The sequence below is a fragment of the Ancylobacter sp. TW_SC_1 genome (genome assembly GCF_056836805.1).
On sequence record NZ_CM166365.1, the window covers coordinates 270,098 to 282,951 of the forward strand.

At 70.3% G+C, this 12,854-nt stretch carries 14 protein-coding genes; 5 read left to right on the top strand and 9 right to left on the bottom strand.

The features are described from left to right. Positions 1-2: 2 nt before the first annotated feature. A complete protein-coding gene (locus AC1PZ7_RS01200) occupies positions 3-299 on the bottom strand; it encodes a hypothetical protein (protein ID WP_482357695.1) in 297 nt (98 codons plus the stop codon). A gap of 265 nt (positions 300-564) precedes the next feature. Between AC1PZ7_RS01200 and AC1PZ7_RS01205 the strand changes: the two genes are divergently transcribed. The 4 genes from AC1PZ7_RS01205 to AC1PZ7_RS01220 all read left to right on the top strand — a co-directional run bounded on the left by AC1PZ7_RS01205 (position 565) and on the right by AC1PZ7_RS01220 (position 4,126). Beyond that, positions 565-1,341, top strand: a complete 777-nt coding sequence (locus AC1PZ7_RS01205) for an SDR family NAD(P)-dependent oxidoreductase (protein WP_482357696.1) — start codon at positions 565-567, stop codon at positions 1,339-1,341. Between the two features lie 24 nt (positions 1,342-1,365). Then, positions 1,366-2,481: an FAD binding domain-containing protein gene (locus AC1PZ7_RS01210; RefSeq protein WP_482357697.1), complete on the top strand. Its 1,116-nt coding sequence runs from the start codon at positions 1,366-1,368 to the stop codon at positions 2,479-2,481. 369 nt (positions 2,482-2,850) lie between these two features. After that, positions 2,851-3,576, top strand: a complete 726-nt coding sequence (locus AC1PZ7_RS01215) for a RibD family protein (protein WP_482357698.1) — start codon at positions 2,851-2,853, stop codon at positions 3,574-3,576. After that, positions 3,563-4,126 carry a cytochrome b gene (locus tag AC1PZ7_RS01220; protein WP_482357699.1) on the top strand — a complete coding sequence of 188 codons (564 nt, stop codon included), beginning with the start codon at positions 3,563-3,565 and terminating at the stop codon, positions 4,124-4,126. The genes AC1PZ7_RS01215 and AC1PZ7_RS01220 overlap by 14 nt, the downstream gene beginning before the upstream one ends. Before the next feature lie 9 nt (positions 4,127-4,135). Here AC1PZ7_RS01220 and AC1PZ7_RS01225 read toward each other — a convergent pair whose 3' ends face one another. From AC1PZ7_RS01225 to AC1PZ7_RS01240, 4 genes are read right to left on the bottom strand one after another with little or no spacing between them, the layout of a single operon-like run. Next, positions 4,136-4,972 carry a class I SAM-dependent methyltransferase gene (locus AC1PZ7_RS01225; RefSeq protein WP_482357700.1) on the bottom strand — a complete coding sequence of 279 codons (837 nt, stop codon included), beginning with the start codon at positions 4,970-4,972 and terminating at the stop codon, positions 4,136-4,138. Continuing rightward, positions 4,969-6,015 (bottom strand): glycosyltransferase family 4 protein, encoded by a 1,047-nt coding sequence (locus AC1PZ7_RS01230; RefSeq protein ID WP_482357701.1) that lies wholly within the window; start codon positions 6,013-6,015, stop codon positions 4,969-4,971. The genes AC1PZ7_RS01225 and AC1PZ7_RS01230 overlap by 4 nt, the downstream gene beginning before the upstream one ends. A gap of 10 nt (positions 6,016-6,025) precedes the next feature. Beyond that, positions 6,026-6,427, bottom strand: a complete 402-nt coding sequence (locus tag AC1PZ7_RS01235; RefSeq protein ID WP_482357702.1) for a 6-pyruvoyl trahydropterin synthase family protein — start codon at positions 6,425-6,427, stop codon at positions 6,026-6,028. A gap of 8 nt (positions 6,428-6,435) precedes the next feature. Next, positions 6,436-7,422, bottom strand: a complete 987-nt coding sequence (locus AC1PZ7_RS01240; protein ID WP_482357703.1) for a zinc-dependent alcohol dehydrogenase — start codon at positions 7,420-7,422, stop codon at positions 6,436-6,438. Positions 7,423-7,577: 155 nt separating this feature from the next. On the opposite strand from AC1PZ7_RS01240, the gene mdoH reads away from it, so the two are divergent. Beyond that, positions 7,578-9,392 (top strand): glucans biosynthesis glucosyltransferase MdoH, encoded by a 1,815-nt coding sequence (gene mdoH / locus AC1PZ7_RS01245; protein ID WP_482357704.1) that lies wholly within the window; start codon positions 7,578-7,580, stop codon positions 9,390-9,392. A gap of 35 nt (positions 9,393-9,427) precedes the next feature. On the opposite strand, the gene AC1PZ7_RS01250 is transcribed toward mdoH, so the two are convergent. The 4 genes from AC1PZ7_RS01250 to AC1PZ7_RS01265 are packed head-to-tail and all read right to left on the bottom strand — an operon-like array spanning position 9,428 to position 12,847. Next, positions 9,428-10,501, bottom strand: coding sequence for a 2,3-butanediol dehydrogenase (locus tag AC1PZ7_RS01250; protein WP_482357705.1), 1,074 nt, complete (start codon positions 10,499-10,501; stop codon positions 9,428-9,430). Between the two features lie 16 nt (positions 10,502-10,517). Continuing rightward, entirely contained in the window at positions 10,518-10,874 is a 357-nt protein-coding gene (locus AC1PZ7_RS01255) for a carboxymuconolactone decarboxylase family protein (RefSeq protein ID WP_482357706.1), read from the bottom strand. 12 nt (positions 10,875-10,886) lie between these two features. Further along, positions 10,887-11,672 carry a glucose 1-dehydrogenase gene (locus AC1PZ7_RS01260; protein WP_482357707.1) on the bottom strand — a complete coding sequence of 262 codons (786 nt, stop codon included), beginning with the start codon at positions 11,670-11,672 and terminating at the stop codon, positions 10,887-10,889. Between the two features lie 59 nt (positions 11,673-11,731). Next, on the bottom strand, positions 11,732-12,847 hold the full coding sequence (locus AC1PZ7_RS01265; RefSeq protein ID WP_482357708.1) for an acetoin dehydrogenase dihydrolipoyllysine-residue acetyltransferase subunit: 1,116 nt from the start codon (positions 12,845-12,847) through the stop codon (positions 11,732-11,734). Positions 12,848-12,854: the final 7 nt, after the last annotated feature.

Below are 12,854 nucleotides of genomic sequence, written 5' to 3' on the forward strand. Positions count from 1 at the left end.
GGTCAGCCGGCGGCCTGATTCATTGCAGCGTGTTGGCGGGCTCTGGCGAGCGGGATATCGGCGATGGCCCGGCGGGCCGCCTCGCTGCCGGGAGAACGGCGGGCAAGGATGGCGGAATCCATCCGCTTCTTCCAGATGAATTTGCCGCTCATTTCCACCGTCCGGTCCAGGCCGTACAGGGCACCTCGACAGCCGCACGCGAAGGGCCATTCCCGATCGACCCGGAAGCCGGACGGATCGGCGATGCGACAGCCGCGATCATCGAAGCCTCCGGGCGAGCCGGCATCGCGCGCCGGCACGGCGACCGCGCCGGCAGCTTCGGTTTCTGTGCGTTATCGGAAGAACCGCGGCGACAGCCCGCCTAACCGTTGCGCTTCGAAAGGCGCGGGCGACGTTGAATGACGCAGACCTCACATGGGCGATTGCGGCGCTGTGGCAGATTTGGTCGCGTCGGCTTGTGCGCGGCACCGCGCATGGACTCGGGCCTCGCGTGAAAGAAACCCACGTCAGGGCGACCCGGCCTCGACCTCCCGGCCGCCGGCCCTTCATTCACAGGAGCAGACGATGAAGATCGATCTTTCAGGAAAGTCCGCCCTCGTCACCGGCTCGACCGAGGGCATCGGCTTCGCCATCGCGAAGGGGCTGCACGAGGCCGGCGCGCAGGTCGTCGTCAACGGGCGAACCCGGCCGAAGGTGGACGCGGCGGTTGCCCGTCTCGGCGGCGCCGCGCGCGGCCTCGCCGTCGATCTCGGCACGGCGGAAGGCGCCCGCGCGCTTGTCGCGGCGGAACCGGCCTTCGACATCGTCGTCAACAATCTCGGCATATTCGAGCCGTCCGACTTCTTCGAGACCGACGACGCGGTGTGGGAACGGCACTGGCAGATCAATGTCATGTCCGGGGTGCGCCTCGCCCGTGCCTATCTGCCGGGCATGGCGCAGCGCGGCTGGGGGCGGATGCTGTTCCTCGGCTCGGAATCCGCCTTCAACATTCCCGTCGACATGATCCATTACGGGGTGAGCAAGACGGCGGACGTCTCGCTTTCCCGCGGCCTTGCCAAGCGCATGGCCGGCACCGGCGTCACCGTCAATTCCATCCTGCCGGGACCGACCCTCTCCGAGGGCGTGGCGGCGATGCTGAAGGCCGAGGTCGCGGCGGGGAAGACGCTGGAACAGGCCGGCGCCGATTTCGTAAGGGCGCATCGGCCGACCTCCCTCATCGGGCGACCGGCCACGGTGGAAGAGGTCGCCAGCATGGCCGTCTACATCGCCTCGCCGCTCGCCTCCGCCACCACCGGCGCGGCCCTGCGCGTGGATGGCGGCGTCGTCGACTTCATCGTCTGACGCCTCATACATCGGAGTACGGCCATGAGCCCTCGCATCCTCGTCGTCGGCGGCTCGATCGGCGGCCTTTTCGCCGCCGTGCTGCTGCACCGCGCCGGCTTCGACGTCACGGTGACGGAGCGCTCGGTCCACGGGCTGGAGGGGCGCGGCGCGGGGCTCGTCGCCCAGCGCGAGGTCTTCGACATGCTGCGCGCGGTCGGCGTCGAGCATGTCGCCGATGTCGGCGTGATGGCGCGGGAACGGATCTATCTCGACCGCGAGGGCGGTATCATCCACCGCCAGCAATCGCCGCAGACGCAGCTGTCCTGGGATGTCCTGTTCCGGACCTTCCGGGAGTTGCTGCCGGATGCCCGCTACCAGGCCGGACGGCGCGCCGTCGCGGTGGTGAACGAGCCGGGCGGCGCCCGGGTGCGCTATGCCGATGGCGGCGAGGAAAGCGCCGATCTGGTGATCGGCGCCGACGGCATCGGCTCGGCGGTGCGCGCGGCCGTCTCGGGTCCGGCCTCCCTGCCAACCTATGTCGGCTACGCAACCTGGCGCGGCCTCGTTCCCGAGGAACGGCTCCCCCGCCCGGCCGCCGAGCAGCTCGTCGAGCGCTTCGCCTTCTTCGAGATGCCCGGATCGCACATCCTCGGCTATCTCGTCCCGGGGCCGGACGGCTCTACCGACAGCGGCCGGCGTCGCTACAACTGGGTCTGGTACCGCCGCTACGCGCCCGCGCAGCTCGACGCGGTGCTCACGGATGTCGACGGGGTGCGCCGCCCGTTCTCGCTGGCGCCGGGCCGCGTTCGGCCGGAGACGGTCGCGGCGCTGCGGGCCGACGCGGAAGACATCCTGCCCTCTTCCTTCGCGGCGGCGGTGGCGGCCGAGCCCCGGCCCTTCCTCCACGCCATCTTCGACTACGCGCCGGCCCACATGGTGGCGGGGCGGATCGCGCTGATGGGGGATGCCGCCTTCGTGGCGCGGCCGCACACGGCGATGGGGGTCGCCAAGGCCGCGGGCGACGCCTTTGCCCTGCGCAAGGCGCTGCGCGGCATCCCCGACCTCGATGCGGCGTTGGCCGCGTATGAGGCCGAGCGCGGGCCGGCGGACCGCGCCGTCGTCGCCTACGGACAGAGGCTCGGCCGGTCCCTGGGCTGATCCCGCCGGCGCCGAGGCGACGGACAAACGAAGGTACTACCGTCAACGGCCAGCGTATAATTTGACTGCGTGTCCGCGTGTCTATGCTCGGCGCCGACTTCCACGGGGCGAAGGGGCACGACGACGCGATGAATGCGGCATCCGATCTCCATCTCGGGGAAGGGCCGGGCCCGGGTGCCTGGCTGCGGGCGGCGCCGGAGCCGTTCGCCCCGCCGGTGCCGCCCGCGCTATCGGCTATGTGAAGCCGCGTTCGTTGCACCTTTTCGCGAGTTCCTACGTAGTGAATGGGATAAACCCGCCCGAACGGACCAATCTTGCCGGCGCGTGACATCGGCCTATCTGCTGGGTTTCAAGCCGCGGGAGCTGCATTTGAATCGTCGCGAAGTTCCGATCGATCCGCTTTCCGCCCTTTACGAGCCGATACTCCGGCACCGGCGGTCGCCCTTCGTCATGGCCCAGCTGGGTCAGTCGCTCGACGGGCGGATCGCCACGCCGACAGGCAAGTCACGGGACATAAACGGCTTTTCCGGCCTGGACCATCTGCACCGCCTGCGCGCGATGGCCGATGTGGTCGTCGTCGGCGTCGGCACCGTCCTTGCCGACGACCCCCGGCTCACCACGCGGCGCGTTCCCGGCCGCAGCCCGGCGCGGGCGGTGATCGACCGCACCGGCCGCTCGCCGCGCGGCTCGAAATGGCTGCTGGCGGATGGCTGCCGCCGCATCGTTTTCTCGGAAAACACGGCGGGATGGCCGGACGACGTCGAGCGCATCGGCACCGACCACGACCCCGACATCTTCGAGCCGACCCGGCTGATCGAGGCGCTGGCGGCGCGAGGCCACCGGACCATACTGATCGAGGGCGGGCCATCGACGATCTCGCGGTTCATCGACGCCGGGCTGGTCGACCGCCTGCATGTCTGCCTCGCCCCGATCATTCTGGGGTCGGGGCAGCCCGGCCTCAGCCTCAGGCCGATCGACGAACTCGATGACGCGCTGCGCCCGCAGGCCCACGCCTATCTTCTCGACGACGGCAATATCCTCTACGATTGCGACTTCCGCAGCGTCGCCCGGGGGGGCCCACATGTCGGACTCTGACGGCGGCGCGGCACCCGCCCGCTACGGCTTCACCGCCCGGCTGCTGCATTGGGTGATCGCCGCTTTCGTGGTGTGCATGATCCCCCTCGGGCTCTACATGGTCGCCCGCGGCGAGACGACGAATTTCGACGCCGTGACCGGGTCGCTCTACAGCCTGCACAAGCTGCTCGGTTTTCTCGTGCTTTGGCTGATCGTCCTGCGCGTACTGGTGCGCATTCGGCGGGGGGCGCCGCCGCCCGTCGCGACCCTCACCCCGTTCGAGCGCGTGGCCTCGCATGCGGTGCACGCGGCGCTCTACCTTCTCCTGCTCATCGTGCCGCTGCTCGGCTGGGCCGGCATCTCGGCCTATCCGGCCCTGAACGTGTTCGAGCTGTTCGATCTGCCGGCCATCCTGTCGCCCGACGAAGGGCTGGCGAAGCGCATCCTCGGCCTGCACGGGCTGCTGGCGCAGCTTCTCGGCCTTCTCGCCGCTCTGCACATCGCCGCCGCGCTGCGCCACCGCTTCATCAAGCGCGACGGCGTGATGCGGCGGATGTGGCCGCTGAACTGACGGGAACGCTCAGGCGAGAGCGAAGACGTCGCGATGCCCGATCGTGACCGCCTCCGCCTGCAGTTGGGCCGAAGCCCATGTCGCCAGCGCCTCGCGCCACGCCGGTTCGATCTCGCCGGCGGCCTGCGCGTAGCCGGCGGCAAGGGCGGCGACGAGACTTGGCTCCTTCGCGGTGAGCCGCCAGGGGCTCTCGCCCGACCAGGCCGAATAGCCCTGCTGCTGCAGGATCCGCATCAGGGCCTCGCCGGCGGCGGGGCCCAGCGCCGGGCCGAACCCCTTGTCGCCGCGCTGGTGACGGTTGAAGGCGGCGACGATCCGTTCGTCGAGCCGGTCGGCGGGGTGCCAGTGCGCCGCCCCGTCATAGTTCAGCACGGCATAGAGCGGCACATGCCGCGCGGCCAGGGACGCGACAAGGCGTTCCAGCCATGCCTGCGATACCAGGTCGAACAGCGCTGCGGCCGTCACCAGCTCGGCACCGATCCCGTCGAAGGCGAGGTCGCGAACGGTCAGGTCGGCGCATTCGAAGCTCACCTCGATCCGGCGGTGGTCCTTCTCGAGCCGCAGGCCGGTCGCGGTCGGGCTCGCACCGTCGGCCCAGTCGGCGAGGCACTGGCGCGCGCGCGTCAGCAATTCGGCATCGCCGTCGATCAGGTGCCAGTGCTGGCGCGGCGGCAGGGCAGGCGCGAGGGCGCGCAGATTCGAGCCCGTGCCGCAGCCGAGATCGACGATCGTGAGAGATGCGCGGCCGGCGAAATGGCCGTGGACCCGCGCCGCGATCTCGGCGTTTCGCGACACATGGTCGACAGGCTCGCGCAGCGCCAGCCACCCGGCATCGAACCCGCTCATCGGGGCATCGCCTCCAGCGTGGTCATGATGGCCGCCGCCGTCTGCTCCCAGCGCGGAAGGGACTGCGCGTGGCGCCACGCCCCGTCCGCCATCCGGCGCCGCCGGTCCGGCTCGTCCAGCAGCCGGCGGATGGACTCGGCGAGGCCGGCGGAATCGTCCGGCGCCACCAGAACGGAGGCCGCCGCCGGGACCGTGTCGGGAATGGCGCCGGCGCGGGTCGCCACGATGGGGAGCCCCCGGGCAAGCGCTTCGGTCAGGCCCATGCCGAACCCTTCGAACAGCGACGCCGTCACGAAGAGGTCGGCCGCGTCGAACTCCTGCGCCAGCGCCTCCTGCGTGATCGCGCCCGTCAGGCGGATACGTGTCTCCAGCCCATGCGCCGCGATGCGCTGCTGCACGGCGGCCGTCTCTCCCGCGTCGCGATCGGTGGCACCGACGATGTGGCAGGTCCAGTCGCGCGCGGACAGCGACGCCAGCGCGTCGACCAGTACGCCATGGGCCTTGCGCGGGATCACCGCGCCGACGCAGAGCAGGCGCGGAGGGTGCCCGGTGCCGCGGGCGCGGGGGCAGGGATCCGTGCCGGGCTGCGCCACGGCCAGCCGCCCGCCGGCGACCCCATATTCCTGCGCGAGAAGGCGCGCGGTCGCGGGGCTGGTGGCGATCACCGCCATGGCCTCCGCCAGTGCGGCCCGTTCGCCGGTCCGGAACTGCGCCCTTTGCCGGTCGTCCAGCCCCGTCTCCAGCGCCAGCGGATGATGGACGAGGACCGCCAGCGGGCGCCGCAATCCGCGCAGCAGGGGGGCGGGGAGCGCGCCGAAGGCGAGACCGTCGATCAGCACGGGCTCGCCGGGCGGAAGCGAGCCCAGCATCCGTGCGCTTTGCTCAAGCTCTTCCGACGAGGGAAAGGGAAAGCCAGCGGGCAATGCGAGATGGCCGACCGCGCACCCCGCGCGCCGGCACTCGGCGATCACCCGGCGGTCATAGGCATAGCCACCGGTGGCGAGGCCGATGTCGCCCGGGATGGCGAAGGTGAAGCCGGTCACGGCGCGCGCCTCAGCCGAGGCCGGCTTCGTAGCTGGCGCGGGCGAGATCGGTCTCGTGCAGGGTGACGCGGATCTTCGACAGGCCGTCCGCATCCTCGCCCAACGCGCCCGCGCGGGCGGCGGCGGCCATCGCATCGAAAATGTGCCGGGCGAGAAACTCGGTGGTGGTGAGCTGGCCCGCGAACACCGGCAGCGCGTCGAGATTCTGGTAGGCGAGCGGCTGCAGGGTCTTCTTGAGCACATCGAGCGCGGCGCCGATGTCCACCACGACGTTCACCGCCGTCAGCTCCTCGCGGTAGAAGGCGACGTCGACGACGAAGGTCGCGCCGTGCAGGCCCTGGGCCGGGCCGAAGAACGGGTCGGGCAGCGAATGGGCGATCATGATGCGATCGCGGACTTCGACACAGTACATGGCGTCCCTCATCGGTAGTCGAGCAGGATCGCCAGGGCGTCCTCCCCAGTGGTCAGAAGTGGCGGCAGCCGCAATGGCGCCTGTTCGAACGGCACGACATGCGTCACCAGCCGGTCGAAGCGCGCATCGTCCAGCAGCGCGAGGGCTTTTGCGAGCCGGCGCGCATGCGGCCAGCGCGGCCGCCTCGAAGGAGATACGGCGCCGACCTGCGAGCCGATCAATTGCAGGCGGCGGCTGTGGAAACTCTCGCCCAGAGGCACGGCGGGGGCGCGGTCGCCATACCAGCTCACCTCGACGATCCGTGCCTCGAAGCCGCCCGCCGCCAGCGCCGTCTTCAGCCCTGCGGCGCTGGCGCTGGCGTGAAACACGATGTCGGCATCGTCGCCCACGGCGTCCGGCAGGGCGAACCCCGCGCCGAAACTCTGCGCCAGGGCCTCCCGATCCGGGCGCACATCCACCAGCGTGACCTCCGCCCCCGGCAACGCCGCGGAAAGCGCGGTCAGCAGCAGGCCGACCACGCCGCCGCCGACGATGGTGATGCGGTCGCCGGGCCCGGCGCCGGAATCCCACAGGGCGTTGAGCGCGGTCTCCATGTTGGCCGCCAGCGTCGCGCGCTGCGCGGGAATGCCCTCGGGCACCGGCGTCACCGCCGACACGGGGAGCCGATACAGGTCCTGATGCGGATGGAGCGCGAAGACGGTGCGGCCGAGCCAATCCTCCGGACCGGCCTCGACGACCCCCACGCTCTGGTAGCCATGCTGGACGGGAAAGGGGAAGTCGCCGTTCTGGAACGGCGCGCGCATGCTCTGATGTTCGCTCGCGGGAACGCGGCCTTCGAGCACGAGCCGCTCCGTGCCGCGGCTGATGGCGGAAGCGAGCGCTCGCACCACCAGCGATCCGGCCTGTCCTTCATCGAGCGGCGCATCGCGCAGTTCGTAACGCCCCGGCGCCACGCACCAGAGCTGTCGCGCCGCGCTGCGAGACGGGTTTGCCATCGCCGATTGCGCTCCCCTTTGTCGCACCGCACGTCCATAGCAGGCGCGGGAGCATCCGAGATCCCCACTTCCACGTGAACCACGCCCGTTCGGCCGCGTACAAGCTAAGGTAGGACGTGGCGGAGCGCGTCCCGTCTGCGGATCAGAGTACAGGCATGAGTTTGGATGAAAAGACTGCGGAGGGCCTGATGCCCGCCGCCGAGGTCGCGGACGGGGCGACGCCGACCGGCGTGCAATCCCTGCGGCAGCTCTTCCGCCGGCGGGCGTTCGTGCTCGCGCTGAACGCGGCGACCTATGCCGGGCTCGTCGCGCTCTTCTCCCAGCTTCTGGCACATGACGGCTTCACGCTGCTGGACGGATTGCTGCTGCTGGCGTTCTGCCTCTCCACGCCGTGGACCATCCTCGGCTTCTGGAACGCGCTGATCGGCCTGTGGCTGCTGCACGGCCCCGGCGACGCGCGGCGGTCGGTCTATCCCTATGCCGGCCGGGCGGCCGACGATGCGCCCGTCACCGCGCGGGTGGCGATGGTGATGACGCTGCGCAATGAGGACCCCGCGCGCGCCTTTGCCCGCCTGCGGGCGATGCATTTGGAGCTTGAGCGTAGCGGCACCGGCGATCGCTTCGCCTGGTTCGTGCTGTCGGACACCACGGATGCCGCCATCGCCGCGGAGGAAGAAGCCGTCTTCGCGGCATGGCGCTCCTCGCTCGCCCCCGGGGCGCCGCTGCATTACCGCCGCCGCAGCCACAATGCGGGCTTCAAGGCCGGCAATGTCCGCGATTTCCTCGATCGCTGGGGCGGCTCCTACGACCTCATGCTGGTGCTCGACGCCGACAGCTTCCTCGGCGCGTCGAGCCTCCTGCGCATGGTGCGGATCATGCAGGCCAATCCGAGGCTCGGCATCCTGCAGAGCCTCGTGGTCGGGATGCCGTCGCCCTCGCCCTTCGCCCGCATCTTCCAGTTCGGCATGCGCCACGGCATGCGCTCCTACACGATGGGCGCGTCCTGGTGGGCGGGCGATTGCGGGCCGTATTGGGGGCACAACGCGGTGATCCGCGTCGCCCCCTTCAAGGCGCATTGCGCGCTCCCGGTGCTGCCCGGCACGGGCCCGCTCGCCGGGCACGTCCTCTCGCACGACCAGATCGAGGCGGTGCTGATGCGCCGCGCCGGCTACGAGGTGCGGGTGCTGCCGGAGGAGACGGACAGCTTCGAGGAGAACCCGCCGCACCTGACCGAGTTCACCCGCCGAGACCTGCGCTGGTGCCAGGGCAACATGCAGTACTGGCGCCTCATCGCCCTGCCGAGGCTCAAGCCGATGAGCCGTTTCCAGATCGCCTGGGCGATACTGATGTATGTCGGCGCCTTCGCCTGGATCGCCTTCATGATCCTCGCCGCGCTGAAGGTGTTCGACACCGAACGGTTCGACACGCCGTTTCCGGCCGAACTCGGGCTGACCCTGTTCGCCGTGACCTTCCTGATGAGCCTCGCGCCGAAGCTTGCCGGGCTCATCGACATCCTGCTGCGTCCGGGGGAGCGGCGGCGCTATGGCGGCAGCGGCAGGCTGCTCGGCGGCGCGTCCATCGAGTTTTTCTTCTCCGTGCTTCTCGGACCGGTCGTCGCCCTGCGCATCGCGATCTTCATGGTCGGCCTGGCCTTCGGCCGGACGGTGACATGGGAAGCCCAGTCGCGCGATGCCGAGCGCCTGTCCTGGCGCACCGCCATTGCCGGGCTGTGGCCGCAATTCGGGTTCGGGGCGCTGCTCGGCGGCCTGCTTTACGTCCACGCTCCCGCGGCGCTGATCTGGGCGCTGCCGGTGCTGGCCGGCCTGCTGGGCGCCGTGCCCTTCGCCGTGCTGACCTCCGAGCCCGTCCTGGGACGCTGGCTGGGCCGCGCGGGCCTGTGCGCGACGCCCGAAGAGCACGCGCCCACCTCTGGCCTGGCGTCGCTGAATGCCGAGCGGAAGCCGCAGTGAAGGCGCGAAGCCGCGCCGTCACCGTCGCCGCCGGTTCACGACAGGTCGATGAGGATCTTCAGCTCCTGCCCGGCTGGGCTGAGCAACTGCTCGAAGCCGTCCGCCACCACGTCGTCGAGCCGGATACGGCGGGTGACGACCTTCTCGGCCGGCAGGATGCCGGCGCCGATCATCGCGGCGACGCGCGGCCACATCAGCGTCGAGTAGCACCATGAGCCGCGCACATCGATGTCCTTGAAGGTCACGGCGAATCCGTCCACCCCCGGCTTGCCGACATGCAGGCCCACCTGCACCACCGTGCCCTGGCGGCGCACCGCCTCGATGCAGGTCGCCAGCGCCGCTTCCGCCCCCACGCATTCCAGCGCCACGTCGACGCCGACATGGCCCTCCGTCTGGTCGCGGATCGCCTCCACCACATTGTCCGATTTCGGGTTGAGGGTGATGAGGTCGGGCAGGATCTGCCGTGCCATGGCGAGGCGGTTGTCGTTGGTGTCGGAGAGGAAGATCCGGCTCGCCCCCGCCGCGCGGGCCGCCAGCACCTGCAACTGCCCGATCGGGCCGGCACCGGTGACGAGCACGGACGCGCCCGGCCGCACCCCGCCGCGCTCGGCGGCATAGACGACCACGGCGGTCGGCTCGATCAGCGCCGCCTGCTCGTCGCTGACGTTCTCCGGCATGCGGAACACATTGTAGTCGTTGACGACCGAATATTCCGCCATGCCGCCCCACGGCCACATCAGGCCGATGATGCCGAGCTTGTCGCTGAGCTGATAGAGGCCGCGCCGGCCGTAATAGTCGTCGCGCGGCGAGACGAGCGGCTGGATCGACACCTTGTCGCCGGGCGCCACATCGGTGACCTCGGCGCCGATGGCGACGACGGTGCCGCCATATTCATGGCCGAGCACCTGCGGGAGGCTCGCCCCGGTATAGGGATGCGGCTGGGTCGGAATGAAGATCGGGCCGGCGGCGTATTCGTGCAGATCGGTGCCGCAGACGCCGCAATAGCGGTTCTTCACCAGCACGTCGTGCGGACCGAGCCTTGCCGGGTCGGGCGCCGGCACATCCTCGACGCGCACGTCGCGCTTGCCGTGGAAACGGGCAGCTTTCATGGATGGTTCTCCCTGATCACGATTGGCCGGCGGCGAAGGCGTCGAACGCCTCCAGCGCGCGGCCGGCATAGACGGCGCTCGGCCCGCCACCCATCTCGATGGTGACGCCGAGCACCTCGGCCAGTTCCTCGCGGCTGGCGCCGTGGCTGCGTGCATTGGCGACGTGGAAGAGGATGCAGTCGGCGCAGCCCTGATGGACGGCGATGGCGACGGCGATCAGCTCCTTGAACTTAGCCGGCAACACGCCCGCCTTCGACGCCTCCATCATGAGGGAGCGGAAGGCCCCCATGGCCTGCGGCGCCGCCTTGGCCAGCGCGCCGAAGCGCTGGTTCATCTCTTTGAGCTGCTGCGGCAGGTTTTCCGACGATGCCATGGCGCTATCCCCTCAGATGAACACCATGCCGCCGTCGACGAGCAGCGACTGGCCGGTCATGAAGTCGGAATCGGCGCAGGCGAGGAAGCGCGCCACGCCCACGAGGTCGTCCGGCCGCGAGGCCCGCCCCAGCACCGCGCCGGCGGCGAAGGTGTCGAAGGCCTCGTTCTCCTTCTGGGTCAGCCCATTGTCGCGGAAACCCTTGTCGATGGTGTCCCACATCGGCGTGGCGACGACGCCGGGGCAGAAGGCGTTGGCGGTGATGCCGTCCTTGCCGAAGGCGCGGGCGGCGGCCTGGGTCATCGCCACCACGGCGAATTTCGAGGCGCAGTAATGGGCTAGCGGCTCATAGCCCTGCTTGGCGGCGATGGAGGCGGTGTTGACGATCTTGCCGCCGCCGCCCTGCTGCTTGAAGGTCTTGATCGCCTCCTGCATGCCGATCAGCACGCCGAGCGCGTTGACGTCGGTGACGAAGCGCCAGTCCGCCTCGGTGATGTCGAGAAACGGCTTGGTCTGGGCGACGCCGGCATTGTTGAACAGCACGTCGAGGCGGCCGAAGGCGGCGACCGCCTTGTCGATCATGGCGCGCACCTGCGCCCGCTCGCGCACGTCCACCGCCACGGCGATGGCCTTGCCGCCGGCGGCGGTGATCTGCGCGGCCACCTTGCCGGCGGCCTCCTGCGAGAGATCGGCGACGGTGATGGCGGCGCCGTCGGCGGCGAGCGCCGTGGCGATGGCCGCGCCGATGCCGCCGGCCGCGCCGGTGATGACGATGCTCTTATCCCTGAGATTGGGCATGGTTCCTCCTTCGCCGTCCGTGCGTGCGGCGGCGTTGATGTCGTTCGTTGCGGAAAGGCTCAGTCGCCGATGTGGCCGCGGACCAGTTCGTTCACCCGGTTCGCCTTCTCCATCTGCACCATGTGCCCGGCCTCGCCGATCACCTCGCTCGTCGCCCGCTCGCCGAGCGCGGCGGCATGCGCGGCGGGGATCACCCGGTCGCTCTCGCCCCACAGGACGAGCGTCGGCACGCTGGCCGATCTCAGCGCCCCGGCGAGAACCGCGCTCTGCCGACCGTCGGCGAAGAGCGCCTGCGAGATCGCCTGCAGCGCGGTGTCGACGCCGTCGAGCCGCTTGTATTTGAGCAGGTCGTCGACGAGTTGCCTTGTGACGGTGGCGGGGTCGTGGAAGAGCTGCTCCAGCACCGGCTTGAGGTCGCGGCGCGAGGCCGCGGCGACGAAGCCGTCGGTGTAGCCGCTGTTGATCTCCTCGCCGAGCCCCGCCGAGCCGATCAGCGTGATCGTGTCGACGCGGCCGGGATGGGCGAGCGCGGTCTGCGCCGCGATCGCGCCTCCCATGGAGTGGCCGACGAGATGGGCACGCGCGATGCCGAGCGCGTCCATGAAGCCGAGCAGGGCGGCGGACAGCCCCTCCAGGCTGGCGTCCTGCACCTGCTTGTCCGACTGGCCGTGCCCCGGCAGGTCGAGCGCATGGACGGTGCCGGCCTCGGCCAGCGCGTCGATGTTGAACAGCCAGTTGTCGAGATCGCCGCCGAAGCCGTGGATGAGCACGATGGCGCGCTCGCCCTCCCCCCGCCGGGCGTAGCGAAGCCGCCCGGCCGGCGTGTCGACGAACTCGTAGCGCGGGCCGGCCTCCGCCTCCCCGTCCTCCTCCGCCGCCTGGGTGGCGTATTCGGCGACATAGGCGTCGATCTCGGCGTCGGGCACGTCGTCATCGGCGATGACGCCGATCAGCGCCTTCACCGGGTAGATCGTGTCCGGCTCGCCCAGCACGCGGCGCAGCGTGCCCGCCTCGTTCGCCTCGACCACGCCGGCGATCTTGTCGGTCTCCACCTCGACGATCTCGTCGCCGACGGTGATCCTGGTGCCGGCGGGCTTGAGCCAGCCGGTCACCTTGCCCTCCGACATCGACAGACCCCATTTGGGCATGACGATCGGCTTGATGCGTTCGTTCATTCCGGTC